Below are 26646 nucleotides of genomic sequence, written 5' to 3' on the forward strand. Positions count from 1 at the left end.
CTCCGCGCGGCCCGGGGGCCCGCCCGGGCCCGCCCCCCCCCTCGCGCCCCCCCCCGCGGGCCCCGGGCGGGCGCCGCCCCCCGTCCGCCCGGCGGGGGCCTTCGAGTGTCCCGGATCACCACCCGGCGGGAACACCGGACGGCCTCCCGCCGTTGGACAGGCAGGAAGGTTGAGCCGGGCGGGCTCAAGTCCGCCGCTCCGGGCTAAACTTGAGCCGGTACCGCTCAACGCGGGGCTCTCACAGACGCACTACCAGGAGGAATCCAATGGCGCGAGCGGTCGGCATCGACCTGGGGACGACCAACTCCGTCGTCGCGGTTCTCGAGGGTGGCGAGCCGACGGTGATCGCCAACTCCGAGGGGTCGCGCACCACCCCGTCCATCGTGGCCTTCGCCAAGAACGGCGAGGTCCTCACCGGTCAGCCCGCCAAGAACCAGGCGGTGACCAACGTCGACCGGACGATCCGGTCCGTCAAGCGCCACATCGGCACGGACTGGAAGACGCCGGACATCGACGGCAAGCAGTACACGCCGCAGGAGATCAGCGCGCGCGTGCTCATGAAGCTCAAGCGCGACGCCGAGGCGTACCTGGGCGAGGAGATCACGGACGCGGTCATCACCGTGCCCGCCTACTTCGAGGACGCCCAGCGCCAGGCCACCAAGGAGGCCGGCCAGATCGCGGGCCTCAACGTGCTGCGCATCGTCAACGAGCCCACCTCCGCCGCCCTGGCCTACGGCCTCGACAAGGGCGACAAGGAGCAGACCATCCTGGTCTTCGACCTCGGTGGCGGCACGTTCGACGTCTCGCTGCTGGAGCTGGCCGAGGGCGTGGTCGAGGTCAAGGCGACCTCCGGCGACAACCACCTCGGCGGCGACGACTGGGACCAGCGGATCGTGGACTGGCTGGTCGAGCGGTTCAAGCAGAGCAACGGCATCGACCTGACCAAGGACAAGATGGCGTTGCAGCGCATCCGCGAGGCGGCGGAGAAGGCCAAGATCGAGCTGTCCAGCTCGAACACCGCCTCCATCAACCTGCCCTACATCACCGTGGACGCGGACAAGAACCCGCTGTTCATGGACGAGACGCTGTCCCGCGCCGAGTTCCAGCGCATCACCAACGACCTGCTGGAGCGCACCCGCGCCCCGTTCAACAACGTGATCAAGGACGCCGGCATCAGCGTCGGCGACATCGACCACGTGGTGCTCGTCGGCGGTTCCACCCGCATGCCCGCGGTGGCCGAGCTGGTCAAGGAGCTGACCGGCGGCCGCGAGCCGAACAAGGGCGTGAACCCGGACGAGGTCGTCGCGGTCGGCGCCGCCCTGCAGGCCGGCGTGCTGAAGGGCGAGGTCAAGGACGTCCTGCTGCTCGACGTCACCCCGCTGTCCCTGGGCATCGAGACCAAGGGCGGCGTGATGACCAAGCTCATCGAGCGCAACACGACGATCCCGACCAAGCGCTCGGAGATCTTCACCACCGCCGACGACAACCAGCCGTCCGTGCAGATCCAGGTCTTCCAGGGCGAGCGCGAGTTCGCCCGGGACAACAAGAAGCTCGGCATGTTCGAGCTGACCGGCCTGCCGCCCGCGCCGCGCGGCGTCCCGCAGATCGAGGTCACCTTCGACATCGACGCGAACGGCATCGTGCACGTGTCCGCGAAGGACATGGGCACGGGCAAGGAGCAGCGGATGACGATCACCGGCGGCTCCGCGCTGCCGAAGGACGACATCGAGCGCATGATCAAGGACGCCGAGGCGCACGCCGAGGAGGACAAGCGCCGCCGCGACGAGGCCGAGGTCCGCAACCAGGCCGAGACGCTGGTCTACCAGACGGAGAAGGTCCTCAAGGAGAACGAGGACAAGATCCCGGCCGACGTCAAGGAGAAGGTCACCGCGGCCATCGCCGAGACCACCGAGGCGCTCAAGGGCGAGGACATCGCCAAGGTCCGCGCCGCCGTGGAGAAGCTGGCCACGGAGTCCCAGGCCATCGGCCAGTCCCTGTACGCCAACACCGCACCCGCGGGCGACGCCGCGGGCGCCACCGGCGGCACGACCGCCGGCGACGCGCCCAAGGCCGACGACGTGGTGGACGCGGAGATCGTGGACGAGGACGAGAAGAAGTGACCCAGCCCGAGGAACAGCCCCACGTGGTGGTGCGCGACCGCAGGCGCATCGACCCGGAGACGGGCGAGGTGCGGACTCCCCCGGCCGACGAGGAGGCGCAGGCCAAGGCCGACGCCGACCCGACCGCGGAGACCGCGGCGAGCCCGGAAGCCGGTGCGGAGAGCGAGGGCGGCGGCAAGCACGCCGCCCCCGACGAGCCGGAGGAAGCCCACGTCGTCGACCCGTCCGTCGAGCTGAAGGCCCAGCTCGACGAGCGGACCGCCGACCTGCAGCGCCTCACCGCCGAGTACGCCAACTACCGCAAGCGCGTCGAGCGCGACCGGGAACTGGTGATCACCACGGCCAAGGCGCAGGTCGCGGGCGAGCTGCTGGGCGTGCTCGACGACCTGGAGCGGGCCGGCGCGCACGGCGACCTCACCGGCGCGTTCAAGGCGGTGGCCGACAAGCTGGTCAACGCCCTGCACGGCACCGGCCTCGAGCCGTTCGGGCACGAGGGCGAGGAGTTCGACCCGTCCGTCCACGAGGCCGTGCAGCACAGCACCTCGCCGGACGTCAGCGGGCCGACCGTCACCGCCGTGCTCCGCCGCGGCTACCGGTTCGGCGAGCGCGTGCTGCGGCCCGCGCTGGTCGCGGTGACCGACCACGAGCCGGCCGCCGAGCAGTCCGCCGAGGACACCACCGAGAAGCCGGCCGAAGAGCAGCAGGACTGAGGAAGGGGGCGGCGTCCGTTGAGCGCTCGCGACTGGATCGAGAAGGACTTCTACCGCGAGCTGGGCGTCTCCTCCGACGCCTCGGCCGACGACATCAAGAAGGCGTACCGGAAGTTGGCGCGGGAACTGCACCCCGACGCCAACCCCGGTGACGCCCAGGCCGAGGCGCGGTTCAAGGCGGTGTCCGAGGCGTACGGCGTCCTGTCGGACTCCGCCAAGCGCAAGCAGTACGACGAGGCCCGCCGCCTCTTCGCGGGAGGCGGCGGGTTCCCCGGCGGCTTCGGCGGGGGCGGCGGGTTCGACGTCGGCGACCTGTTCGGCCGCCAGGGCGCGCAGGCGGGCGGCATGGGCGGGCTCGGCGACCTGCTCGGCGGCCTGTTCAACCGCCGGGCCGGCACGTCCGCGTCGGCCACCAGGCCGCGCCGCGGCGAGGACGTCGAGACCGACGTCCGGATCGACTTCACCGAGGCCGTCAAGGGCGCGACCGTGCCCATGCGGCTGTCCAGCCCGGCGACCTGCGGCACGTGCGCGGGCTCGGGCGCGCGTCCCGGCACGTCGCCGCGCACCTGCCCGAACTGCGGCGGCGCCGGCCTGGTGACCCGCAGCCAGGGCGCGTTCGCGTTCTCCGAGCCGTGCGCGGACTGCCGCGGCACCGGCCGGATCGTGGACGACCCGTGCCCGGAGTGCGGCGGCGACGGCGTCAGCACCAAGACCAGGACCCTCACCATCCGCATCCCCGCCGGTGTGGACGACGGCCAGCGGATCAGGCTGGCCGGGCAGGGCGAGCCGGGCCGCAACAACGGGCCCGCGGGCGACCTGTTCGTGCGCGTGCACGTCAACCCGCACCCGATCTTCGGCCGGTCGGGCAACGACCTGACCGTGACCGTCCCCGTGACCTTCCCCGAGCTGGCCCTGGGCACGACGTTGACCGTGCCCACGCTCGAGGGCAAGGTGACCCTGAAGGTGCCCGCCGGCACGGCGAGCGGCCGCGTGCTGCGGGCCAAGGGCAAGGGCATCGCCCGGCGTGACGGCCAGGTCGGCGACCTGCTGATCACGCTGAACGTGGCGGTGCCGAACAACATGGACGCCGCAGCCCGGGAGGCGTTGGAGAACTACGCGTCGGTGACGGCGAAGCACGACCCGCGCGCGGAGCTCAACGCCCTGTTGGAGAAGAGGTCGGTGTGAGCTTCCCGTTCCCGCCCGGCACGGACGAGGACACCCCTTTCTTCGTCATCTCCGTGGCCGCCCAGCTGTCCGGCCTGCACGCCCAGACGCTGCGGGCCTACGACCGGCTCGGTCTGGTGTCGCCCGGTCGCACGTCCGGCGGCGGGCGGCGGTACTCGATGCGCGACATCGTGCTCCTGCGCGAGGTGCAGCGCCTCTCGCAGGAGGAGGGCGTGAACCTGGCCGGGATCAAGCGGATCATCGAGCTGGAGAACGAGGTCGGCGCGCTGCGCGCCAAGGTGCAGGAGCTGACCGAGCAACTGGCGTCCGCCATGGCCGCCGCCGAGCACGCCGCCGCGTCGGTGCACGCCTCGTACCGCCGTGACCTGGTGCCGGTCCGCCACGAGACCGCCCTGGTCGTCTGGAAACCGAACTCCAAGCGCTGACCCCGACGCCCCGCGCCCACGGCCCGGGGCGTCACTCTTTGGGGTGATCATCGGCCCGAAGTGTACGGAAACACTGTTACCGCACCTCGGTTAGCCATGAGGAACCCCGCGACGCCGACCCCCTCGCCACACCGGACGCCGCGGACCCCGCGTTCGCGCACTGCACCACTGCCGACGGGTCGAGCCGGGCCGTTCGTGCGGCACCTCGCCGCGCCGGTCCTCGCGGCACTGGGCCCGCCCGAACCGCGCCGACCGAGCCCGCTCGGACTGTGCCTGCCCGGACCGCGTCGCCTGATCACGCCACGCCACGCGCCGGCCGAAACGCGCCCGTCGAGCTTTCGCCGCCCGCCCGAGCGCCGCTGGATCGCGGTCATCGCCGAACCCCGGCCCTGACCTGCGCCTCCGGGCGCGGGATCGCGCCGTGGGGACGCGTCACCCGGGGGTGAACGTGAGGAGTTTCGTGAAGAGGGTCAGTCCAGCGTGAACGGGTCGTACTTGATCCGGTCCAGGGGGGTGCCGGCGACGAGCATCCGGGACACGGTTGCCCGGATCATGGACGGCGAGCCGCACACCAGCACGTCCCGGTCCTCCCACGCCCCGTAGCGGGTGACCACGTCGGCCAGGGTGCCGCGTTCGACGCCCCGCGCGCCCGGGTCCGACTCCAGCACCGGCACGACGGTCAGCCACGGGTTCGTCATGGCGAACCGCTGGAGGTTGTCCAGGTCGTACAGGTCCTCGCGGGTCCGCCCGCCCATGAACAGGTGCACGCGCGGGTTCTCGCCCCACTGCGCCATCTCGTCGATGATCGCGTGCATCGGCGCGACCCCGGTCCCGCCGGCGACCATCAGCACGTCCCGCCCCGACGTCCGGTCGACCGTGAGCCGCCCCATCGGCGGCCCCAGCCGCCAGACGTCACCCCGCTGGGTGTGGCCGACGACCGACCGGCTGACCCACCCGCCCTCGACCGAGCGGATGTGGAACTCGATGATCCCGTCCTCGCGCGGCGCGTTCGCGGGCGAGTAGTAGCGCCACAGCCGAGGGCGCTGCGGCGTCTCGACGCTCAGGTACTGCCCGGCCCGGTACCCCACCGGGTGATCCGGCTGGAGCCGCACGACGGCGAGGTCCCAGCTCACCCGCTGGTGGTCCAGCACGGTGGCGTGCCAGTACGCCGGCCCGTCGTCGGCCGCCGCCGCCTCCTGCATCGCGCGGGCCATGATGGTGTACGCCTCGGCCCACGCCATCTCGACCTTCGGCGTCCACGCGGGCCCGGCGTACTTCTTCACGGCCGCCAGCAGCGCCGTGCCGACGGACTCGTAGTGCGCGTTCACCACCCCGAACTTGCGGTGGTCGCGCCCGAGCTGCCGCAGGAACGGGATGAGGTCGTCCGGTCTGTCCACCATCTGCACGACGTGGACCAGCGCGCGCAGCAGGCGGCTGCGCTGGACCTCCATGTTCACCGGGAACATCTCCCGGGTCGCCGGCGCGAGGCTGAAGAGCATGCCGTAGAAGAACTTGGCGACCTCTTCGGCGCGCGGCTCCACCACCGCGAAGCTCTCCCGGATCATCCGCACCATTGCGGTGACACCGGGAGGGGGTTCGCGGTGTGGTGGGCTGGGGATGGGGCTCAACACGGCGTTCGCAGTCATGGTCCGGGCGCAGTCTCCACGTTTCTGGCGGCGCCAGCAAGGGCGCTACGTCCTCGTCAAGCTTCCATCCCCGACGAGGGGACACTAACCCGCCAACTGGCCGGTCGACTCCTTGATGCCACCTTCGAGTGCAGTGCGGACACGGAACGTCACGCGCTGCTCCGGCGAACGAGTGGACATTCCCTTCCACGTATACCGAAATCGGCGCTTGCGGCCCACCGCCGGGAGCACACCCAGCCGGGAGGTGTGGGCGGGATGACACGGGACGGCCCGGCGTCCGCGGTGGCGGCATCCGCCCCGGTGGCATATTCACTCCAGTGGCGGCTGCCGGACCGCACCCGTGCGGTGGACCGCAGCCGCCTGTGGATTCCCACCTGCGGATTGTGGACAACTCCACACCCCGTGTGGACAACCCGCTGCGACATGTGGGTGACCGACCCGGGTCCTACCGGGAACGCTCGGCTGCGCTGCGTTCAACGCAGAACTCGTTGCCCTCCGGGTCGGTCAGCACGACCCAGCCCGTGCCGTCCGGGCGGCGCATGTCGGACTCGAGCGACGCGCCCAGCGCGAGCAGCCGCTCCACCTCGGCGTCACGCGTGGTGTCCGGCTGGAGGTCGAGGTGCACCCGGTTCTTGATCGTCTTCGGCTCCGGCACCTGGATGAACAGCAGCCCCGGGCCCTCGGGGAGCGGGATCAGCACTTCGGGGTCGCCCGGGGCGTCTTCGTCGGAGAGGGGCCGGCCGGTCACGCCGCTCCAGAAGCGGGCCAGCTCGTAGGCGTCGCGGCAGTCGATGGTGATGTGGCGCACGAGTGAGGTCATGCGGAGATCGTCGCGATCGGCCGGTCACGCCGCACGCGAGTTTCGCGGGGTGGTCCACGCCACACCCCCATCGTCGGGTTGAGCGGAACAGGCTCAACTTTTCTGACGTTGTGCACTGTGACGGCTGGTGCGGTACGCCGGCAGCGTGCGCACGAACACCCGACCGAGGTGAGGAATGGACGCTTTCAACCCGACCACCAAGACGCAACAGGCCGTGTCCGCCGCCGTGCAGGCGGCGACCATCGCGGGCAACCCCGACGTCGGCCCGGTCCACCTCCTCGGCGCGCTCCTGGCCCAGGGCGACGGCCTGACCGCCCCCCTGCTCTCCGCCGTCGGCGCGGACCCGAAGCAGGTGCACAAGGAGCTGGAGCAGCTGACCAGGGCGCTGCCCGCGGCCAGCGGGTCGTCCGTGTCGGCCCCGCAGTTCTCCCGGGACGCGGTCCGCGTGCTCGGCAAGGCCCAGGAACTCGCCACCGAGATGGGTGACGAGTACGTGTCGACCGAGCACCTGCTGGTCGGCCTCGCCCAGCACGGCGGCCAGGTCGCCGACCTGCTCCGCCGGCACGGCGCGAACCCCGAGGCCCTCAAGGAGGCGTTCGGCAAGGTCCGCGGCTCCGCGCGGGTCACCAGCCCCGACCCGGAGGGCACCTACCAGGCGCTGGAGAAGTACGGCGTCGACCTGACCGAACGCGCGCGCAAGGGCGAACTCGACCCCGTCATCGGCCGCAACACCGAGATCCGCCGCGTGGTCCAGGTGCTGTCGCGCCGCACGAAGAACAACCCCGTCCTGATCGGCGAGCCCGGCGTGGGCAAGACCGCCATCGTGGAGGGCCTGGCCCAGCGGATCGTCGCCGGCGACGTGCCCGAGAGCCTGCGCGGCAAGAAGGTCGTCGCGCTCGACCTCGGCGCGATGGTCGCGGGCGCGAAGTACCGCGGCGAGTTCGAGGAGCGGCTGAAGGCCGTGCTCAAGGAGATCACCGACTCCGCGGGCCAGGTCATCACGTTCATCGACGAGCTGCACACGATCGTCGGCGCGGGCGCGGCGGGCGAGTCCGCCATGGACGCGGGCAACATGATCAAGCCGATGCTGGCCCGCGGCGAGCTGCGCATGGTCGGCGCGACCACGCTGGACGAGTACCGCGAGCGGGTCGAGAAGGACCCGGCCCTGGAGCGCCGCTTCCAGCAGGTCTTCGTCGGCGAGCCCTCGGTCGAGGACACGATCGGCATCCTGCGCGGCCTCAAGGACCGCTACGAGGTGCACCACGGCGTGCGCATCACCGACGCCGCCCTGGTCGCCGCCGCCACCCTCTCCGACCGGTACATCACCGCCCGCTTCCTCCCCGACAAGGCCATCGACCTGGTCGACGAGTCCGCGTCCCGGCTGCGCATGGAGATCGACTCCCGCCCGGTCGAGATCGACGAGGTCGAACGCGCCGTGCGCCGGCTGGAGATCGAGGAGATGGCGCTGGCCAAGGAGTCGGACCCGGCCTCGGTGGAACGGCTCGCCGCGCTGCGCGCCGAGCTGGCCGAGCAGCGGGAGGACCTGGCCGGGCTGACCGCGCGCTGGCAGAACGAGAAGGGCTCGATCGAGAAGGTCCGCGACCTGAAGGAGCAGCTGGAGCAGCTGCGCGGCGAGTCCGAGCGGGCCGAGCGCGACGGCGACCTCGGTCGGGCCGCCGAGCTGCGGTACGGGCGGATCCCGGCGTTGGAGAAGGAGCTGGAGGAGGCGACCCGCACCACGCAGGACGCCGCCGTGATGCTGAAGGAGGAGGTCGGCCCGGACGACGTGGCCGACGTGGTCTCCGCGTGGACCGGCATCCCGGCCGGCCGGCTGCTGGAAGGCGAGACGGCGAAGCTGCTGCGCATGGAGGAGGAGCTGGCCAAGCGCGTGGTCGGGCAGGCCGAGGCCGTCCGGGTGGTGTCGGACGCGGTCCGGCGCACCCGCGCGGGCGTGGCCGATCCGGACCGCCCGACCGGCTCGTTCCTGTTCCTCGGCCCGACCGGCGTCGGCAAGACCGAGCTGGCCAAGGCGCTGGCGGAGTTCCTGTTCGACGACGAGCGGGCGATGATCCGGATCGACATGAGCGAGTACTCCGAGAAGCACTCGGTGGCCCGCCTGGTCGGCGCGCCCCCCGGGTACGTCGGCTACGACCAGGGCGGCCAGCTCACCGAGTCCGTCCGCCGCCGCCCGTACTCGGTCGTGCTGCTGGACGAGGTGGAGAAGGCCCACCCGGACGTGTTCGACGTGCTGCTCCAGGTGCTCGACGACGGCAGGCTCACCGACGGCCAGGGCCGCACGGTCGACTTCCGCAACACCATCCTGGTGCTGACGTCGAACCTCGGCTCGCACGTCATCGCGGACGCCACTTTGGACGAGCGGCAGCGCACGGACGCCGTCATGAACGTGGTGCGGGCGCACTTCAAGCCGGAGTTCCTCAACCGGCTGGACGACGTCGTCGTGTTCCACTCGCTGGCCACGGAGGAGCTGACCTCCATCGTGGACATCCAGGTGCAGCGGCTCGGCAAGCGGCTCGCGCAGCGGCGGCTGACCCTGGAGGTCACCCCGGCGGCGCGGGACTGGCTGGCGTTGAACGGCTTCGACCCGGTGTACGGCGCGCGGCCGCTGCGGCGGCTGGTGCAGTCGTCGATCGGCGACCAGCTGGCGAAGGAGCTGCTGGCGGGCGAGGTGCGCGACGGCGACACGGTGAAGGTCGAGGTGCTGGACGACCAGTCGGGCCTGATCGTCGGCCGGGCCTGACCGCGGCTTCCGGGCCGGGCGCGTGCTCCGCAGTGGGGCGCGCTCTCCGCGGTGGGCACGGGCCCCGAGGTGGCGAGGTGGTCGGGCCGGGCGCGCCCAGCGGGTTCATCCCGCTCGTCCGGCTCTTTCACCCACCGGCTCACCGCACCGCGAGCCGCACCACCCGAGCCGCAACCACCCGAGCCGCATCTCGCGCGAGCCGCACCCCGCGAGCCGCACCGGCGCACTGCACCGGCTCACCGCACGCCGCGACCTGATCTTGCTCGCTCCGCAGGGGTCCCCGACCGGGGGACCCCTGTTCTTACTCTGCCGGCCGGGACCGACGATCGGTCGGCAGAGGGGCCGTGCCTGTGGACAACCCCGGGGCCTGTGGACAACTCCCGAGGTCGGGCCGGGGTCGGCGTCTCACCAGCCGCCGGAACCGGCCAGCCGGCCACCCGCGATCCGGGTAACAGCTTGATCCGTTCGCGCGAACCACGCCCCAAGTGATCTTCGTTTGTTCACCGCCGCCCGCTACTCTCGCACCGTGGGCATACCGGCGTGGGTCTGGTTCACCGTCGCCGCGGTCGCGGGCGTCGCGGGGTTCGCCCTGCTCGCCACCGACCGGGCGCAGCGAACCGCGCGTAACCGCGAACGCCGCCGCTGGGCGGCGCTGCGCGGCTGGCAGTTCGAGGAGACCGACCACGTGCTGCCCACGCGCTGGGAGAGCGGCGCGATCGCCTACTACGGCGCGGGCGTGGCCAAGGACGTGGTGGCGGGCTCGACCTTCACCGCCGACGGCCGCCGGCAGGTCTACGTGCTCGACCACGAGACCGGCGGCAAGGTCAACTCGGTGCTGGTCGGCGTGCGCTGCCGCCGGGCGCTGTCGGTGGTGGTCGAGCTGTGGCTGCCCAGCGTGCCGTTCCAGCGCGACCAGATGCCCGACCTGCTCGGGCCGGTCGGCTCGCGGTACGCGTTCGTCAGCGAGCTGCCCGCCGCGCGCAAGCTCATCACCCCCGACCTGGTCGACGCGGCCGAGGAGATCGGCGCGGACGTCACCGTGGTCTGGCTGGAGGGCGACTGGGTGCTGGCCGCCGCGCCGCCGAACTCCACCCCCGCCCGCCTGGAACGGCTGCTGCGCGACCTCGGCGAGCTGGCGGACGTGATCGACCCGTTCGAGGCCGACCCCGAGTCCGACGCCGGTGGCGAGGTCCACCGCCCGCAGTTCGGGCGCAAGCCGTGACGCCGCCGACCGCGCTGGTGACCGGCGCGTCGTCCGGCATCGGGGCCGCGTTCGCCCGCCGGCTCGCCGCCGAGGGCCACGACCTGGTGCTCGTCGCCCGGGACGAGCGGCGGCTGGAGGAGACGGCGGCCAAGCTGCGCGCCGCGCACGGCATCACGGCCGAGGTGCTGCCCGCCGACCTGGCCACCGACGCGGGCCGCGCGAAGGTCGCGGACCTCCTCGCCGGGCGCGAGGTGGACCTGCTGGTCAACAACGCGGGCTTCGCGATCTCGTCGGAGTTCGTCGCCGCCGACCCGCTCGACCTGCAGTCCCAGCTCGACGTGAACGTGACGAGCGTGCTGCGGCTGACCCGCGCGGCGCTGCCGGGCATGGTGGCGCGCGGCCGGGGCGCGGTGGTCAACGTGTCCAGCGTGGCCGGGTTCCTGCCCGGTCGCGGCACGACGTACAGCGCGGACAAGGCGTGGGTGACGGCGTTCTCCGAGGGCATGGCGATGGCCACGGCGGGCACCGGGGTGCGCGTGATGGCGCTGTGCCCGGGGTTCGTGCGCACCGAGTTCCACCAGCGGGCGAAGATCGACATGTCCGGCACGCCCGACCTGCTCTACCTCGACGCGGACCGCGTGGTGCACGAGGGCCTGGCCGACCTGCGCGCGGGCAAGGCGCTGTCCGTGCCCGGCGCGCAGTACAAGGCCATCACGGTGTTCGCCCGCCTGGTTCCGCGGGCCCTGCTGCGGCGGATAGCCTCCCGCGCGGCGGGCGGACGAGGTCGCACCTGAAAGTCGGGAACCTGAACCCGGTCCGGTCCGTCCCACTCCACTAGTTGGAACAGGGAGGAACCGTCCATGGGTGAGCAGTTCAGAGTGGAGCCACCGGAGCTCCGCGGGTACGGCGAGTTGCTGACGCGCAACGCGCAGCACTTCATGACGATCAAGGAACACGCGATCACCAAGGGCGGCGACACCTCCGGTTTCACCGGTCTGCTTTCCTTGCTGCAGCCCATCGTCACCGGTGTGGCCTCCCTGTACGGGGAGACGCTCGACTTCGCGAACCAGATGATGGTCAAAGAGGCGGAGAGCCTGAACAAGGCCGCCGACATGTACGAGAAGAACGAGGAAATGGTGATGGGCATCCTCGACCGGGTGCTCTCCCAGTTGCACTCCGTGGCCGAGGCCCCGTCGCTCGGGGGTGGCGGGCGATGACCGCGTACGCGGACGTGGAGGACCCGTCGGTCGCGCTCGCCGCGGCGGCGGAGGACCGGCCCGGTCGGCAGACGACCAGGGAGCTGATCGAGAAGGCCGGCTGGAAGATCCAGGGCGTCAACTGGATCTACGAGAAGGTCACCGGCGAGAACCTGCTCGACGCGCTGATCAAGCCGCTGCTCGGCGACTTCGAGAAGATCGACGAGAACGCCAACGCCTGGGACCGGGTCGCCAAGGCGCTGGACTCCGTGCGGCACAACGTGGACGCGGGCGCGGAGCAGCTGTCGTCCCACTGGGACGGTGACGCGGCCAAGGCGTTCGAGACGCGCATGGGCACCATGTGGGTCATCGCGATCGAGGCCGACTCGCAGATCGCGCGGATCATCGGCAACAAGTTCCGGTCCACCGCCAGCACCTGCCGCACCGCGTGCGGCCTGGCGCTGACGCTGCTGGACAAGCTCGTCGGCAAGCTGATGGAAGCCGCGATGACGGCGTGGATCCCGGTCGTGGGCTGGGGCCGCGCGGTGTGGATGGTGTACGACGCGATCCAGATCGTGGACGCCATCCGCAAGATCATCATCTCGATCCAGACGCTGATCGAGGGCGTCCAGGGGATGATCGACGGCATCGTCGCGATGGGCACCGCGCTGTCCAAGCTCAAGGACGTGCGCGACGTCGGCGACCTGCTCGACGTGGTCGACGGGTACCAGGACGGCAAGGAGAAGTACGACAACGGCGTGGCCGCGGCGAAGTCCGGCGCGATCGGCGTCGGCCTGGGCGCGTACGGCCTGGGCAAGGCCGGGGTCGCGGCGAACGGCAGGTACACCCAGCCGCCGCCCACAGGACCCACGCCCGCGCCCGCGACCTCGGGCGCCGGATCAGGTTCCGGCGGGGGTTCCGGCTCCGGCGGAGGTGGCGGGCAGTGACGTTCCCCTACGACAAGGCGCGCTTGGACGCGCTGGTCGCCGACGTGGACCAGCGCCTGGCCAACGTCGAGCAGACGGCGCGGGCGGCGAGCCAGGTGCAGATGCGGTCGCGCGGGCTGACGCAGGCGGACTTCGCGGAGATCTCGCGGTTCGCCAACAGCCCGGGCGCGCCCCGCGAGCTGAAGGAGCTGGCGCGGCGCGTCGACGCGGGCGAGCTGACCTGGGAGGACGTCGCGTCCGGGCGGGCGGTGGACGACGAGGGCGTGCAGCGGGCGCTGCAGACCGGCGTGCCGGACCTCCAGCGCGCGTACACGGCGATCCAGGAGGGCAACGACCCCGAGGACGTCATCTCCGCGGGCTCCCCGCGGCCGCGCGGGCGCGGTGACGACGACGATGACGAGCCGAGCGGCTTCACCGAGGACGCCTGGTAGCGCGGTCGGGTCACGGGTCGCCGCGGGCCGCCCGTGACCCGACCGCCCCGGAACGGGGAAGCGCTCAGGTGAGCGTGGGGAAGTCGAACGTGCCGCCGCTGGTGTGGTTGGTGCCCGCCCCGCGCACCACGTCGTAGGCGACCGCCGCCGCGATCGCCAGCGATCGCACCGGCTCCGGCGTGCCCGGCCGCAGGTTCAGCACGTCCCGCCGCACCCGCCGACCGTCGCGCTTCGCGATCGCGCCGGGGCTGAACGACGACACCTCGTGCAGCAGGCACAGCCGCTGCCCGGCCGGGTCCAGCAGCGCGTAGGCGCCGTGCCCCTCGTGCCGCACGGACCCGACCGGCGTCCCGTCCGGACGGGAGACCTGCGTGGGCGGCTTGCCCGCGCCCTTGCGGATCAGCAGCACCGGCTGCCCGCGCTCGGCCAGCGCCAGGTCGAACCGCGTGCGCCCGGAGAACGCCGTGGCGCGCAACAACTTCCGCAGCGGGCCGAGGAAGCCGCGCTCGGAGACCGTCGCGATGGGAACGCCGTGCCCGTTGTGGACGTCGTTGCGGTACCGGGTGGCCAGCAGGTGGCGCAGCACGCCCCACGGCTGCTCGATGATCAGGGTGTCGGTGCCGGGAAGGGTCACGGTGTGCCAGCGTACGGCGCGGTATGACACTCTTGGGACCCGTGCGAACTGAAGTGGTCCTGGACGCCGCGGCGAAGGCCGAACTGGCGCGGTTGGTGAGCGAGTTGGCCGTGGTGCACGGCAAGGTGACGCTGTCCTCGGGGGCCGAGGCCGACTACTACATCGACCTGCGCCGGGCGACGCTGCACCACGCCGCCGCGCCGCTGATCGGCCGGTTGCTCCGGCAGCTCACCGCCGACTGGGACTACGTCGCGGCGGGCGGCCTCACGCTCGGCGCGGACCCGGTGGCGTGCGCGATGATGCACGCCGCGGCCGCGTCCGGCGAGGTGCTCGACGCGTTCGTCGTGCGCAAGGCCGCCAAGCAGCACGGCATGCAGCGCCGGATCGAGGGCATCGAGGTCGCCGGGCAGCGGGTGCTGGCCGTCGAGGACACGTCCACCACCGGCGGCAGCGTGCTGACCGCCGTGGAGGCCCTGCGGGAGAGCGGCGCGGCGGTGATCGGCGTCGCGACCGTCGTGGACCGCGGCACGGGCGCGCGCGAGGTGATCGAAGACGCCGGCCTGCCGTACCGGTACCTGCTCGACCTCGCCGACCTGGGCCTGGCCTGACATGGTGAGCGCGCTGGTCCTGCTGCTGGTGCTGGTGGCGATCATCGGTGCGGGGGTGGCCGTGGGGGCGGCCCGCCGCAGGCGCAACCCGTTCACGAACCAGGGGTTCGTGAGCGAGTGGGAACAGCGGATGCGCGCTCTGGAGGCGTCCCTGGGGTGGCGGTTCGTCGCCGAGGACCAGGGTTTCCAGGAACGGGTCCCGCAGATCGGCCGGATGTTGGAGGCCGATCGGAGCCGGGTGAAGTTCCAGCTCGTCGGCCACTGGCGCGGTGTGCCCGTGCTGGCGGTCGAGGTGGTGTTCCGGGCGGACAACGTCGTCACGTCCGAGTACCGCACGTACACGGTGGTGGTCGTGCCGCGGCCGATGCCGGGGCCGTGGGTGCTGATCAGTCCCCGCCACGACAGCGTGTGGGGGTTGTTCGAGCAGTTCGTGGAGACCGGCGACCCGGCGTTCGACGCGCGTTACGAGGTGCGCCGGCTCAACCCCGCGTTCGCCTCGGCCCTGCTCGGCTCGGGTCTGGCGCAGGCGTTGCTCCAGGACCCGAGGGCGAACGGGGCGGCGATCGCGTTCGACGAGCACAACCTCGCCGTCGCCGTGCCCGGACCGCTGCTCCAGGCGCCGCTGGCGCACCTGGCCGACCTGCTGCTGGACCTGGCGGGCCGGGTGCCGTGGCAGGCGCTGCCGCGCGGCTGACGGCCCGATCCCGTCAAATCGGACGGGAATTCACGGGCGCGTGATCGCCGTCCGGCCTACGCTGGCCGGAGGGAGGTCGCTATGGTCGCGCGTGCGTTCGCCGAGCTGGTCATGGTGGTGCACTTCGGGGTGCTGGTGTTCCTGCTGGTCGGGGGCTTCCTGGCGTGGCGCTGGCCGAGGGTGCTGTACTTCCACGCCGCGATGGCCGGCTGGGGCCTGCTGATCGTCCTGTTCCCGCTCGCCTGCCCGCTGACGTGGCTGGAGAACGAACTCCGCGCCGCCGCCGGCCAACCGCAGCTGGTGAACGGGTTCATCGACACCTACATCGACGGCGTCCTCTACCCGGAGTCCGCGGCGCGCCCGGTGCAGGTGCTCGTGGCACTCGTCGTGCTCGCCTCGTGGGCCGGGTACTACGTCAAACGTCGCGGTGAACAGACCTCCGCCCGCAGCACCGAGGTGTATCGCTGAACCGGCCCATGCGGCGTTCGGCTGTTCGGGTCACACCTCCGCCGTTCGCGGCTGTCCCGCCCTACTCTGCGGAGTAAGGGGGTGCACGCGATGAACTGGTTCCGGAGGCGGCGGAAAACGCGGAGCGCCGACCTTCCTACAAGCCTCGTGGCGTATTACTGCGACTTGCTCGAACGGAGGCATGGTCAACGCTGGCGTGTTCTGGCGTGGTTGGAAGAAGTGCACGTGAGCGAGAACGGCGATGTCCGGAAGAAGTTGTCGTTCACCGTTGCGGCCGACAGTGACCGGCTCGACTTCGTCTCGTTCCACGAGGGCGTCAACTGGGATTGGCCGGAGAAGCACCGCGACGGTGTGAAGATCGAAGTCCGCACTCCGGAGATCCGAGGTGTCGGCGGGACGCGCTTGGACGTGACGCACCAGTGGGTGCGGAGGAATACGGTCATGACCTATGTCCACCTCGATGAACCGATCGTCCGCGACGACGAGTTCACGTTCGTGGTGGACATCTTCTGGCCGGCGATGTGCTTGCCTTTCGTGCGTGGCAAAAGGTCTGACAGCTTCCTCGCCTCGTTCGCCGAAACGGCGGGCGTGGTCGAATTCCGGATCGTGCTCCCGAAGCGGTGGGTGGTGCGTTTCGACCACCTCGGGCTCACGCCGAGCCGCGACGATTACGTGTTGACCGCGTCCGTCGACCGGGAAGGCCGGACGGTGGCGTCACTCGTCGTGCGGGACCTGCCCGGTTACCGCAAGGTCGGGCTGAAGCTCGACCTGCCGTCCGTCGCGGCCTGACTACGATCGCCCCGGTATTCCAACGCCGGGGGTGACGTGGTCGGTCAGGTGGCGCTCGAAGGTTTCCACGCCGTCAAGCACGCGGTTCGGTTCGGGGCCTCGGTGCGGACGGTGGTGGTGCTCGACCGGGACAAGGCGGTCGGGTTGGCGCGGTCGCACGCGGAAGACCTCGTGCCGGTGTTCGAGCGGGCCGAGGTGGTCGGGGCGGCGGAGTTCGAGCGGGTCGTCGGGCGGTCCCACCCGACCGGGGTCGGCGGGGTGGCCGAGCGGCCCGCGGACGCGCCGTGGGAGGTCCGGCGGGACGCGCCGGCGGTGCTGCTGGACAACCCGCGCAACCTCGGCAACTTCGGCGCGGTGATCAGGGTGGCGGCGGGGCTCGGGGCGGGCGGGGTGTTCTCGCTCGGCGACGTGGACCCGTGGCACCCGGTCGTGCTGCGCGGCAGCGCCGGGCTGCACTTCGCGCTGCCCGTCGGGCGGCTGGCCGGGGTCGGCGAGGTCACGGGCACGGTGATCGCCTTCGACGCCGGCGGCCGGGACCTGCGGGACGTGCGGATCCCCGACGACGCGGTGCTGGCCTTCGGCTCCGAGCGGCACGGGCTGTCGCGGGACGTGCGGGACCGGGCCGACCTGGTGGTCTCCCTGCCGATGCGGCCCAGGGTGTCGAGCTACAACCTGACCACGAGCGTCGCCATGGGCCTGTACCACTGGGAGCTGTTCCGCCGCGCGTCTTGACCGGTTCAGTGGGCATCCTGGTGCGGTGACCACACCACCCGCCCTCCTCGCCGCACGCGCCGGGGTCGCCGAACGCGCGGTCGAGTCCCGCCACCTGCGGCGGGTCTGGGGGGTGCCGGGCACGGCCCTCGGCGCGGTCGCCTGGCCGCCGGACTGGTCCGGCCGGCTGCACGTCCGGTTCGGCTACTGGTGGCAGGCGCACCTGCTGGACTGCGTCCTCGACGCCCAGCTCCGCTCGCCGCGCGAGTCGCGCGCGGCGCTGGTGAAGCGGCTCGTGCGCGGCATCCGGGTGCGCAACCTGGTCGGCTGGACCAACGACTACTACGACGACGTGGCGTGGCTGGGGCTCGCGCTGCTGCGCGCCGAGCGGGACGTCGGCATCGCCCGGCCGGAGGTCGTCGCCACCATCGCGGACCGGCTGCGCGCCGGGTGGACCGACCACGGCGGCGGCGGGATCTGGTGGAAGCGCGACGACGACTTCAAGAACGTCCCCGCGAACGGTCCCGCGGCGATCCTGTTCGCCCGGCTCGGCGAGCGCGCCGACCTCGGCCGGGCCCGGTCCATCGTGGACTGGATCGAGGACCACCTGGTCGACCCGGAGACCGGGCTGGTGTGGGACGGGCTGCACGTCCACCCCGACGGCTCGATCCGGGAGATCGAGAAGAACTTCTACACCTACTGCCAGGGCGTGGTGCTCGGCGCGTGCGTGGAGCTGGGTTCCGCGCGCTACCAGGACAAGGCGGCGCGGATCATCGCCGCGGTGGACGAGCACCTGGCCACCGACGGCGTCCTGCGCGGGCACGGCGGCGGGGACGGCGGCCTGTTCGGCGGCATCCTCACCCGGTACCTGGCGCAGGCCGCGCTGCGGCTCGACCGGCCCGAGGCGACCCTCGCGGCGGACCTCGTGCTGCGGTCGGCGAACGCGGTGTGGGCGAACCGGACCGCGGTGGTGAGCGGGCCGCTGTTCGGTCCCGAGTGGACGAAACCCGCGGTCAGGCCGTCCGGGCGGGAGCCGGAGCGCGACCTGTCCGTCCAACTCGGCGGGTGGATGGCGCTGGAGGCCGCCGCCCTGCTGGAGCGCAACGGGATCGGGCGGGCCGCGGCCTGACGCGTCAGTGGCAGCCGCAGGATCGCCGGTGCCGCAGCTCGGGCGGCAGCCGGATCGTCTCCGGCGGCCGGGTCGGATCCTCGATGCGGGACAGCAGCAGCCGCACCGCGGTGCGCCCGATCTCCTCCACCGGCTGCGCCATCGCGGTCAGCGGCGGGTCGACCAGCTCCGCCCACTCCACCTCGTCGTAGGTGACCAGGGCCAGGTCCGACCCGATCCGCACGCCGTGCGCCCGCGCCGTCCGCAGCACGTCCACCAGCACCTGGTGGTCGTTCACCACCACGCCCGTGACCTGCCCGAGCAGCGGCGCCAACGAAGGCCGCACCAGGTCCTCGTCCCACGCCAGCCCCGCCCGGCCGAGGCCGAGCCGGTAGCCGAGCACCCGCTCGTCCGTGGTCGCGAGGCCGGGTTGGCCGGACACCAGCCCGATCCGCCGGTGCCCCAGCTCCGCCAGGTGCCGGACCAGCGTGGACGTGGCCTGCACGTTCTCCGGGCCCACCTGGTCGGTGTCCCGCGCCACGGTCAACCGGTCGACCAGCACCGTCGGCACGCCCAGCCGGCGCAGCTCGGGCAGCGCGGCCGAGCCGGACGTCGGCGTGAGCAGCACCCCGTCCACCCGCCGCGACCGCAGCATCCGCACCGCGGCCTGCTCGGACTCGGCGCTGTCGTGGGTGTCGATCAGCACCAGCGTGTACCCGGCCCTGGTGGCCTCGCCCTCGATCGCCGCGATCAGCTCGGCGAAGTACGGGTGCGACACGAGCGACACGGCGAGCCCCAGGGACTTCGTGCCGCCGGTGACGAGCGAGCGCGCGATGGCGTCGCCGGTGTAGCCGGTCTCCTCGATCGCCTTGAGCACCCGTTCCCGGGTGGCGGCGGCGACCGACCGCGTTTCGTTGATCACGTGTGAGACCGTGGTGATGGAGACGCCGGCGAGACTGGCGACCTCCCGCATGGTGACCATGGACTCGTCCCCGTTCGGGCTTGCGCAAGCGATTGCGTGGGGACTTTACCCGTGAGGAGGAACGCGTCGTGGTTTCCGTGCTGTGTGTCGGGCTGACCACCGTGGACGTGACGCAGCGGGTGGCGGAGTTCCCCGTGCCGGGGCAGAAGGTGCAGTCGCTCGACGTGCACCTCGCGCCCGGTGGCCCGGCGGCGAACGCGGCCCGCGCGGTGGCGGCGCTGGGGCACCGGGCGGTGCTGGTGACCGCGCTGGGCGGCGAGCTGGGCGACTACGCCCGGCGGGCGCTGCACCCGGTGGAGGTGCGGTCCGCCGGAGCGGGAGGCCCCGCGCTGAGCATGGTCGCGGTGCGCGAGCGCGACGGCGAGCGGACGGTGATCTCGCGCAACGCGGTCGGGGTCGAGGTGGCCGACGCGGTGGACCCGGCGCTGGTCGAGGCGTCCGACGTGGTGCTGGTCGACGGGCACCTGGGTCCGCTCGCGCTGCGAGCCGCGCGGCACGCGAGGCGCGCCGGTGTGCCCGTGGTGCTGGACGCCGGCAGCTGGAAGCCCGTGCTGGACGACCTGCTGCCGCTCGTGGACGTCGCCGCGTGCTCGGCCGCGTTCGAGCTGTCCGAGGCCGAGGTGCACGCCCGGGGCGTGCCGCTGGTGATCCGCACGCACGGCGCGGACCCGGTCACCTGGTCGCGAGGTGGTGCCACGGGCTCCCAACCGGTACCTGTGGTCGAGGTGCGCGACACCAACGGCGCGGGCGACGTGTGGCACGGTGCGCTGGCGGTCGCGGTCGCCCGCGGGCTGGCGGTGGACGACGCCGTCCGGTGGGCGAACGAGGTGGCCGCGGTGCGCGTGCGCCACACCGCGCGGGACTGGGTGGAGGAGCTGGGACGGTGGCGGGACAGCGGATGAGGTTCGACGAGCTGGTCGACCGGGCGCGGCTGCTGGTGGACACCGGCGAGCGCAGGCTGCTCGGCATCGGCGGCGCGCCGGGCTCGGGCAAGTCGACGCTGGCGCGCCGGCTGGTCGACGCGCTGGGCGACGACGCGGCGCTGGTCGGCATGGACGGGTTCCACCTGGCCCAGCGCGAGCTGGAGCGGCTGGGCATCGCCGACCGCAAGGGCGCGCCCGACACGTTCGACATCCCCGGCTACGTGGACCTGCTCGGCCGGATCAAGGCGTGCGGGCCCGACGTGGTGTACGCGCCCGAGTTCCGCCGCGAGATCGAGGAGCCGATCGCGTGCGCGGTGCCGGTCGACCCGTCCGTGTCGCTCGTCGTGACCGAGGGCAACTACCTGCTGCTCCAGTACGACAAGTGGAAGCGCGTGCGGGTCGTGCTGGACGAGGCGTGGTTCCTGATGATCGACGAGGAGCTGCGGGTGTCGCGGCTGATCGACCGGCACGTCCGCTACGGGCGGTCGGTCGAGGACGCCCGCGAGCGCGTGCTGCACGGCAGCGACCACGTCAACGCGCTCATGGTGAACGCGTCCAAGGCGAGCGCCGACCTGGTGATCACCGAGGTGCTGTGACCGGTCAGGACGCCGCGCCGACCTCCTCGTCCACCGGCTTCTTCATCTCCTGCCGGTAGCGGTACAGGCCGTAGGCGGTGCCGCCGACGAAGAACGCGATGCTGACGACCACCGCGACCGTCTCCAGCCACGGCACGGCGGCGAGCAGGCCCGCGCCGTAGTAGCCGGCCAGCACCAGCGTGGGCACCCAGGCGATCGCGCCGATGGTCGTGGCCAGCATGAACCGCTTCGGGTCCATCCGGGCCGCGCCGGCGATCATCGGGGCGAGCGTGCGCACCCACGGGATCCACCGGGCCAGCACGATCGCCCAGAAACCCCTCCGGTCGAGGAAGTCGCGGGCCTTGGCGAGGTTCTCCTTGTTGAGGACCCGGCCGCCGCGGCGGGCCAGCAGGCGCGTGCCGGTGTGCCGGCCGATGTAGTAGCCGATCTGGTTGCCGACGACGGCCACGACGAGCGCGGCTCCCGACAGCAGCCAGGCCGACAGCTCGCCGTCGTGCGACGCGAGCACCACACCGGCGGCGAACAGCAACGAGTCGCCGGGCAGGAAGAGGCCGAAGATGAACGCGCACTCGAAGAAGATGAAGCTCAGCGTGATCAGCCACACGGCCAGCGGGCCTGCGGAATCGAGCTGAACGAACGCGACAGCCTCGGACGATGCGGACAACACCACGCCATGCAGCCTACGTGGGAGTACGGCGTCACCCGGGCGACATGGGGACAACGCCTTGCCGAAGCCTCGGCGTCGTGGCGGTTCGCGCACGTCCGGACACGTGCCGCAGTGGTCCCGGGCCCGTCGGCGGCGGCCGGTCCGGGCTGCGGGATCCCGCAGCGCGGGGGTGGCGCGGGCGCGCGCGGCGCGGGTTGCCCCCCGTGCGGACCCTGCTCAGGGACGCGCTGAGCGGTTAGCGTGGAGTGATGGAGTCCTTGCTCGCCGAACTCCGCTCCGCCGTCGGCGCCGACGCGGTGCTCACCGACGTCGACGTCACCGCGAGCTACCAGCGGGACATGATGCCGCTGGCCCCCTACGGGCAGCCGCTGGCGGTGGTGCTGCCGACGTCCGCGGCCCAGGTGCAGGCGGTCGTGCGGGCCTGCGCGGCGGCCGGGACGCCGATCGTGCCGCGCGGCGCGGGCAGCGGCCTGTCGGGGGCGGCGAACGCGGTCGACGGCTGCGTGGTGCTGGTGACCACCCGGATGAACTCGATCGTGGAGATCGACCCGGAGAACCGGCTGGCCGTGGTGGAACCCGGCGTGGTGAACCTCGACCTGCGCGGCGCGGTGGAGAAGCACGGGCTGTTCTACCCGCCGGACCCGTCCAGCTACGACTGGTGCACGATCGGCGGGAACCTGTCCACCAACGCGGGCGGGCTGTGCTGCGTGAAGTACGGCGTGACCACGGACTCCGTGCTCGGCCTGGACGTGGTGCTGGCCGACGGCGAGCTGCTGCGGACCGGCCGGCGCACCGTCAAGGGCGTGGCCGGGTACGACCTGACCAAGCTGTTCATCGGCAGCGAGGGCACCCTGGGCGTGATCACCCGGGCGACCCTGGCGCTGCGGCCCCTGCCCCAGGCGCCGGCGACGCTCGTGGCGACGTTCAACAGCACGGCCGACGCGGGCGCGGCGGTCAGCCGGATCGTGGCCGAGGGCATCGTGCCGTCGCTGATGGAGATCATGGACCGCACGACCATCCGGGCCGTGGAGCAGTACCTGAAGACGGACCTGAACGCCGACGCGGCGCTGCTGCTGTGCCAGTCCGACTCGGGCGGCGAGGCGGGGCGGCGGGAGCTGGCGGCCATCGAGCAGGCGTGCGCGACGGCCGGGGCGGACCTGGTCTACGCGACCGAGGACCTGGGCGAGGGGCGCGACCTGCTCGCCGCCCGGCGGGCCGTGCTGATGGCGCTGGAGGTCTACGGCGCGTGGCTCACCGACGACGTGTGCGTGCCGCGGACGAGGATCGCGGACCTGATCGCCGGGTGCGAGCGGGTCAGCGCGGAGGTGGGGTTGCGGATCGCCGTGGTGGGGCACGCCGGCGACGGCAACATGCACCCCACCATCGTGTACGACCCGACGTCGGCGGACGAGTTCGCGCGGGCGAAGCGGGCGTTCGACGAGATCCTGGCGCTCGGGCTCGCGCTCGGCGGCACGGTGACCGGCGAGCACGGCATCGGCAAGATCAAGCGGGAGTGGCTGGCGCGGGAGATCGGGCCGGTCGGGCTCCGGGTCCACCGCGAGATCAAGCGCGCGTTGGACCCGGGGAACCTGTTCAACCCCGGGTCGATGTTCGACGTGGGGGTCTAGGTCCGGGGGGATACGTCGGCCGGAGGCCCGGAGGCGCGGGCTTGGGGACGCGGTGGTGCGGGGGCAGGGCGGTGCGGGACCGGGGGCGGGGCCTACTCGACGGGGCGGATCCGCTGGGTGTCGTCCACGCGCTCGATGACCTGGGTGATGTCGGCCGCCTCCTGGGCGAGCAGCGACTTCTTCTCCCGCCGGGCCTTGACGACCTCGATGATGATCGGGACGACCGAGATCAGCACGATCAGGATCAGCATCATCTCGAGGTTGTCGCGCACGAACTGGATCTGGCCGAGGAAGTAGCCGAGGACCGTCAGGCCGGCGGCCCACGCGATGCCGCCGATCAGCGAGTACGTGAAGTACTTGCGCGCGTCCATCCGGCCGACGCCCGCCATCGCGGTGATGAAGGTGCGCACGATCGGCACGAACCGCGCCATCACGATCGCGCGCGCGCCGTACTTGTCGAAGAACTCGTGCGTCTTGTCGACGTACTCCTTCTTGAAGATCTTCGACTCGGGCTTGTTGAACAGCGCCGGCCCGGCCCGGTGCCCGATCCAGTAGCCGACCACGTTGCCCACCAGGGCGCACACCGTGAGCAGCACGCAGACCAGCCACAACGGGTACTCCAGCACCCCCGAGGCCACGAACAGGCCCGCGGTGAACAGCAGCGAGTCGCCCGGCAGGAAGAAGCCGACCAGCAGGCCGCACTCCGCGAAGACGATGAAGCACAGGCCGACCAGCATGTACGGCCCGAGCCCCTTGAGCAGGATCTGCGGGTCCAGCCAGTCGGGGCCGAGGGCGAGCGTGGAGGTGAGCGCGACCGTCACGGCGACCACGGTACAGGCATCACCTGAGCGTCATGACCGCCACGACCGTGCCGGCGGCCAGCCCCAGCAGCACCGCGAGCAGCAGCACCCAGCCCGCGCCGAGCGCCGGGCGCGCCCGCCGGACCGGCGCGGGCGGGTGCGCGCCGGAGCTGGTGGCCTGCGCGCGCAACGCGTCGGCCACCAGCTTCTCCTGGTCCTCGGGCACCCGGGTCAGTCCTTCGTCTGGTTGCCTGCTCCGGCAGAGGCTACCCACGCGCCCCGGGCCATCACCTCGCGCGGCCTCAGCTCGGCGTCCAGCACGACCAGGTCGGCGGCGAGGCCGGCGCGCAGCTCGCCGGTGCGGTCCTGGAGGCCGAGCAGCCGCGCCGGGTGGGTGGCGGTGGCCCGCACCGCCTCCTCGACGGTGAGGCCGCACGACTGGACCGCGTTGCGGAACGCGGCGTCCATGGTGAGCGTGCTGCCCGCGAGGGACGCGCCGCCGGCGAGCGTCGGCACGCCGTCCACCACCCGCACCTCCAGGCCGCCCACGTCGTAGACGCCGTCGCCCACGCCCGCCGCCGCGATCGCGTCGGTGACCAGGACGGTCCGGCGCACGCCCGCGTGCCGCGCGGCGAGGCGCACCGCGGTGGGGTGCAGGTGCACCAGGTCGCAGATCAGCTCGACGGTGACGCGCTCGTCGTCCAGCAGCGCGCCGATCGGACCCGGCTCGCGGTGGTGCAGCGGGCGCATGCCGTTGAACAGGTGCGTGGCGACCGTCGCGCCCGCCTCGACGGCCGGGCGGATCTGCGCCTCGGTGGCGTCGGTGTGGCCGATCGCGGCCAGGACGTCGTTGTCCACCAGGTGGCGGACCGCGTCCACGCCGTGCTCCAGCTCGGGCGCGATCGTGATCATGCGGACCGCGCCGCCGCCCGCGTCGAGCAGCTTGTCGATCGAGGCGCGGTCGGGTGGGCAGAGGATGGCCGGGTCGTGCGCGCCGCACCGCGCGGCGGACAGGAACGGGCCTTCGAGGTGGATGCCCGCGAGGACGTCGTCGCGGACCAGCTCGGTGAGGGCCTTGACCTGGTCGGCCAGCTCCGGGACGGGCCGGGAGACCAGGCTGGCGAGCAGCGTGGTGGTGCCGTGCCTGCGGTGCGCGTTCGCGGCTTTGACCACCCGCGCCGGGTCCGCGCTGGTGAACGCCTCACCGCCGCCGCCGTGGCAGTGGATGTCGACGAAGCCCGGCACCACCAGGCCGCCGGTCACGTCCGCGGTCGGGCCGTCCGGCGGAGCCCCCTGCCCGACGGCCGCGATCACGCCGTCCCGCACCGCGACCCACCCCTGGTCGAGCACCCCGTCGGGCGTGACGACCCGACCACCGGTCAGGGTCACGTCCACGGGTCCACCCCACGTGCTCATCTCTCCTCCAGCATGTCGATGGCCAGCAGCGCGGCACCGAGGCACCCGGCCTCGTCGCCCAACGCCGCCAGCCGCAGTTCCGGGCGTCGGTGGAACGCGATCAGCTCGTCCAACCGCCCGCCCAGCGGGTCCGTCAAGCGCGGACCCGCGAGTGCCAGGCCGCCGCCCAGCACGACGGCGCGTGGTCCCAGCAGCGCGGCCAGCAGCAGGATGCCCCGCGCGAGCGCGTCGACCGCCTCCCGCCACACGGCCAGCGCGTCCGGGTCTCCCTCGGTGAGCAGCGCCGCCACGTCGGCGGCGCCGGCGACGGGGCGGTTCGTGCGCTCGGTGTAGCGGCGGGCGATGGCGGCGCTGCTCGCCCGTGCCTCCACGCACCCGGTCTGACCGCAGCCGCACGGGTCGCCGTGGCCGACGTCCACGTGCCCGATCTCGCCGGGCGCGACGGACACCCGACCGTCCACGACGAGCGCGGCGGCGATGCCGGTGCCGATCGGCATGATCACCGCGTCGGTCAGGCCGCGGGCGTTGCCCTGGCGCAGCTCGGCCAGGCCGCCGGCGCGGACGTCGTGCCCGAACGCGGTGGGCAGGCCGGTGGCCGCGGCGATCCGGTCGCGGAACGGGTAGTCGGCCCAGCCGAGGTTGGTGGAGTAGACGCCGGTGCCGGTCGCTTCGTCCACGATGCCCGGGACGACCACGCCGACCGCCTCGACCGGGTGCTCGGAGGCGGCGCGCAGGTCGTGGACCAGGGCGGTCACGTCCTCGACCACGGCGTCGCCGCCCGGTCGCGTCGCGGAGCGCCGCTGGAGCACCGGTCGCACCCCGGTGGGGGTGCCGGTGACCAGGGCGGCCTTCGTCCCGGTTCCGCCGACGTCGACGGCTATCACGTGTCTGGTGCGCGCCACGAGGACCGATACTGCGGCATCCGACCACCATTGGTCTATACCAAGTGTCCGATTGGGTAGGTGGGGGTTGGGTTCGAAGACGGAAAAGTGCCCGTCGTGAGGTGGGTCGTGGAGGGGGGAGATCAGAGGGGAAAGAGCAAAGCGTCCTCGCCGGACGGGCAGATCAGCAGGATGACGGGGTTCGGTGGTTCGGTGCGGTTGGGTGGTGGGTCGGGTTTCGTGTCATCCCGCCGACCTCCACGAGGGCTACCGCACGTGTCAAGGGGGCGGTTCCAGCG

At 72.4% G+C, this 26646-nt stretch carries 28 protein-coding genes; 19 read left to right on the top strand and 9 right to left on the bottom strand.

The window, feature by feature from the left end; translation table 11 throughout:
• Positions 1-266 precede the first annotated feature (266 nt).
• From dnaK to ACFXGA_RS03430, 4 genes are read left to right on the top strand one after another with little or no spacing between them, the layout of a single operon-like run.
• Positions 267-2120 carry a molecular chaperone DnaK gene (gene dnaK, locus ACFXGA_RS03415; RefSeq protein WP_378083961.1) on the top strand — a complete coding sequence of 618 codons (1854 nt, stop codon included), beginning with the start codon at positions 267-269 and terminating at the stop codon, positions 2118-2120.
• Entirely contained in the window at positions 2117-2830 is a 714-nt protein-coding gene (gene grpE, locus ACFXGA_RS03420; RefSeq protein ID WP_378083963.1) for a nucleotide exchange factor GrpE, read from the top strand. The genes dnaK and grpE overlap by 4 nt, the downstream gene beginning before the upstream one ends.
• An 18-nt stretch (positions 2831-2848) precedes the next feature.
• Positions 2849-4015 carry a molecular chaperone DnaJ gene (gene dnaJ, locus ACFXGA_RS03425; protein ID WP_378083966.1) on the top strand — a complete coding sequence of 389 codons (1167 nt, stop codon included), beginning with the start codon at positions 2849-2851 and terminating at the stop codon, positions 4013-4015.
• The gene (locus ACFXGA_RS03430) at positions 4012-4440 is read left to right on the top strand and encodes a heat shock protein transcriptional repressor HspR (protein WP_073886222.1); all 429 of its coding nucleotides are present in this window, start codon (positions 4012-4014) and stop codon (positions 4438-4440) included. The genes dnaJ and ACFXGA_RS03430 overlap by 4 nt, the downstream gene beginning before the upstream one ends.
• A 470-nt stretch (positions 4441-4910) precedes the next feature.
• Here ACFXGA_RS03430 and ACFXGA_RS03435 read toward each other — a convergent pair whose 3' ends face one another.
• Complete coding sequence (locus ACFXGA_RS03435) at positions 4911-6014, bottom strand: FAD-binding oxidoreductase (RefSeq protein WP_378083967.1); 1104 nt, start codon at positions 6012-6014, stop codon at positions 4911-4913.
• A 517-nt stretch (positions 6015-6531) separates the two neighbouring features.
• Complete coding sequence (locus tag ACFXGA_RS03440; protein WP_378083970.1) at positions 6532-6906, bottom strand: VOC family protein; 375 nt, start codon at positions 6904-6906, stop codon at positions 6532-6534.
• 175 nt (positions 6907-7081) lie between these two features.
• Between ACFXGA_RS03440 and clpB the strand changes: the two genes are divergently transcribed.
• From clpB to ACFXGA_RS03470, 6 genes are all read left to right on the top strand, one after another.
• Positions 7082-9664, top strand: coding sequence for an ATP-dependent chaperone ClpB (clpB, locus tag ACFXGA_RS03445; protein WP_378083973.1), 2583 nt, complete (start codon positions 7082-7084; stop codon positions 9662-9664).
• Positions 9665-10190: 526 nt separating this feature from the next.
• Positions 10191-10886, top strand: coding sequence for a hypothetical protein (locus tag ACFXGA_RS03450; RefSeq protein ID WP_378083976.1), 696 nt, complete (start codon positions 10191-10193; stop codon positions 10884-10886).
• On the top strand, positions 10883-11662 hold the full coding sequence (locus ACFXGA_RS03455) for an SDR family NAD(P)-dependent oxidoreductase (RefSeq protein WP_378083977.1): 780 nt from the start codon (positions 10883-10885) through the stop codon (positions 11660-11662). The genes ACFXGA_RS03450 and ACFXGA_RS03455 overlap by 4 nt, the downstream gene beginning before the upstream one ends.
• Before the next feature lie 66 nt (positions 11663-11728).
• On the top strand, positions 11729-12085 hold the full coding sequence (locus ACFXGA_RS03460) for a hypothetical protein (protein WP_378083979.1): 357 nt from the start codon (positions 11729-11731) through the stop codon (positions 12083-12085).
• The gene (locus tag ACFXGA_RS03465) at positions 12082-13011 is read left to right on the top strand and encodes a WXG100 family type VII secretion target (protein WP_378083980.1); all 930 of its coding nucleotides are present in this window, start codon (positions 12082-12084) and stop codon (positions 13009-13011) included. Before ACFXGA_RS03460 ends, ACFXGA_RS03465 begins: the two co-directional genes overlap by 4 nt.
• The gene (locus ACFXGA_RS03470) at positions 13008-13442 is read left to right on the top strand and encodes a hypothetical protein (RefSeq protein WP_378083983.1); all 435 of its coding nucleotides are present in this window, start codon (positions 13008-13010) and stop codon (positions 13440-13442) included. Before ACFXGA_RS03465 ends, ACFXGA_RS03470 begins: the two co-directional genes overlap by 4 nt.
• Before the next feature lie 64 nt (positions 13443-13506).
• Here the strand turns inward: ACFXGA_RS03470 and ACFXGA_RS03475 are convergent, their stop codons facing one another.
• On the bottom strand, positions 13507-14076 hold the full coding sequence (locus ACFXGA_RS03475; RefSeq protein WP_378083986.1) for a hypothetical protein: 570 nt from the start codon (positions 14074-14076) through the stop codon (positions 13507-13509).
• A 53-nt stretch (positions 14077-14129) separates the two neighbouring features.
• On the opposite strand from ACFXGA_RS03475, the gene pyrE reads away from it, so the two are divergent.
• The 6 genes from pyrE (at position 14130) to ACFXGA_RS03505 (ending at position 18475) form a co-directional block, all read left to right on the top strand.
• On the top strand, positions 14130-14684 hold the full coding sequence (gene pyrE, locus ACFXGA_RS03480) for an orotate phosphoribosyltransferase (protein WP_378084018.1): 555 nt from the start codon (positions 14130-14132) through the stop codon (positions 14682-14684).
• A 1-nt stretch (position 14685) separates the two neighbouring features.
• Positions 14686-15378, top strand: coding sequence for a hypothetical protein (locus ACFXGA_RS03485; RefSeq protein ID WP_378083989.1), 693 nt, complete (start codon positions 14686-14688; stop codon positions 15376-15378).
• Positions 15379-15459: 81 nt separating this feature from the next.
• On the top strand, positions 15460-15846 hold the full coding sequence (locus tag ACFXGA_RS03490) for a DUF2784 domain-containing protein (protein ID WP_378083990.1): 387 nt from the start codon (positions 15460-15462) through the stop codon (positions 15844-15846).
• Between the two features lie 225 nt (positions 15847-16071).
• Positions 16072-16635, top strand: a complete 564-nt coding sequence (locus ACFXGA_RS03495; protein WP_378083992.1) for a hypothetical protein — start codon at positions 16072-16074, stop codon at positions 16633-16635.
• Between the two features lie 48 nt (positions 16636-16683).
• Positions 16684-17367, top strand: a complete 684-nt coding sequence (locus tag ACFXGA_RS03500) for a TrmH family RNA methyltransferase (RefSeq protein ID WP_378083993.1) — start codon at positions 16684-16686, stop codon at positions 17365-17367.
• Positions 17368-17392: 25 nt separating this feature from the next.
• Positions 17393-18475 carry a glycoside hydrolase family 76 protein gene (locus ACFXGA_RS03505; RefSeq protein ID WP_378083994.1) on the top strand — a complete coding sequence of 361 codons (1083 nt, stop codon included), beginning with the start codon at positions 17393-17395 and terminating at the stop codon, positions 18473-18475.
• A gap of 4 nt (positions 18476-18479) precedes the next feature.
• Here ACFXGA_RS03505 and ACFXGA_RS03510 read toward each other — a convergent pair whose 3' ends face one another.
• Positions 18480-19436, bottom strand: coding sequence for a LacI family DNA-binding transcriptional regulator (locus ACFXGA_RS03510; protein ID WP_378083996.1), 957 nt, complete (start codon positions 19434-19436; stop codon positions 18480-18482).
• A gap of 77 nt (positions 19437-19513) precedes the next feature.
• Here ACFXGA_RS03510 and ACFXGA_RS03515 point away from each other — a divergent pair, with 77 nt between their 5' ends.
• Both ACFXGA_RS03515 and ACFXGA_RS03520 read left to right on the top strand, forming a co-directional pair.
• Positions 19514-20338, top strand: a complete 825-nt coding sequence (locus ACFXGA_RS03515; protein WP_378084019.1) for a PfkB family carbohydrate kinase — start codon at positions 19514-19516, stop codon at positions 20336-20338.
• Positions 20335-20955, top strand: coding sequence for a nucleoside/nucleotide kinase family protein (locus tag ACFXGA_RS03520; RefSeq protein ID WP_378084022.1), 621 nt, complete (start codon positions 20335-20337; stop codon positions 20953-20955). The genes ACFXGA_RS03515 and ACFXGA_RS03520 overlap by 4 nt, the downstream gene beginning before the upstream one ends.
• 4 nt (positions 20956-20959) lie before the next feature.
• Here the strand turns inward: ACFXGA_RS03520 and ACFXGA_RS03525 are convergent, their stop codons facing one another.
• Positions 20960-21625, bottom strand: a complete 666-nt coding sequence (locus ACFXGA_RS03525; RefSeq protein WP_378083998.1) for a DedA family protein — start codon at positions 21623-21625, stop codon at positions 20960-20962.
• Between the two features lie 245 nt (positions 21626-21870).
• Between ACFXGA_RS03525 and ACFXGA_RS03530 the strand changes: the two genes are divergently transcribed.
• Positions 21871-23250: an FAD-binding oxidoreductase gene (locus tag ACFXGA_RS03530; RefSeq protein WP_378083999.1), complete on the top strand. Its 1380-nt coding sequence runs from the start codon at positions 21871-21873 to the stop codon at positions 23248-23250.
• Between the two features lie 92 nt (positions 23251-23342).
• On the opposite strand, the gene ACFXGA_RS03535 is transcribed toward ACFXGA_RS03530, so the two are convergent.
• From ACFXGA_RS03535 to ACFXGA_RS03550, 4 genes are read right to left on the bottom strand one after another with little or no spacing between them, the layout of a single operon-like run.
• The gene (locus tag ACFXGA_RS03535) at positions 23343-24080 is read right to left on the bottom strand and encodes a DedA family protein (RefSeq protein ID WP_378084001.1); all 738 of its coding nucleotides are present in this window, start codon (positions 24078-24080) and stop codon (positions 23343-23345) included.
• Between the two features lie 10 nt (positions 24081-24090).
• Positions 24091-24276, bottom strand: a complete 186-nt coding sequence (locus tag ACFXGA_RS03540; protein ID WP_378084003.1) for a hypothetical protein — start codon at positions 24274-24276, stop codon at positions 24091-24093.
• A gap of 5 nt (positions 24277-24281) precedes the next feature.
• The gene (gene nagA / locus ACFXGA_RS03545; RefSeq protein ID WP_378084006.1) at positions 24282-25466 is read right to left on the bottom strand and encodes an N-acetylglucosamine-6-phosphate deacetylase; all 1185 of its coding nucleotides are present in this window, start codon (positions 25464-25466) and stop codon (positions 24282-24284) included.
• Positions 25463-26368 (bottom strand): ROK family protein, encoded by a 906-nt coding sequence (locus ACFXGA_RS03550; protein WP_378084007.1) that lies wholly within the window; start codon positions 26366-26368, stop codon positions 25463-25465. The genes nagA and ACFXGA_RS03550 overlap by 4 nt, the downstream gene beginning before the upstream one ends.
• Positions 26369-26646: the final 278 nt, after the last annotated feature.

This window comes from Actinosynnema sp. NPDC059335 (assembly GCF_042752395.1).
Lineage (GTDB): Bacteria > Actinomycetota > Actinomycetes > Mycobacteriales > Pseudonocardiaceae > Actinosynnema.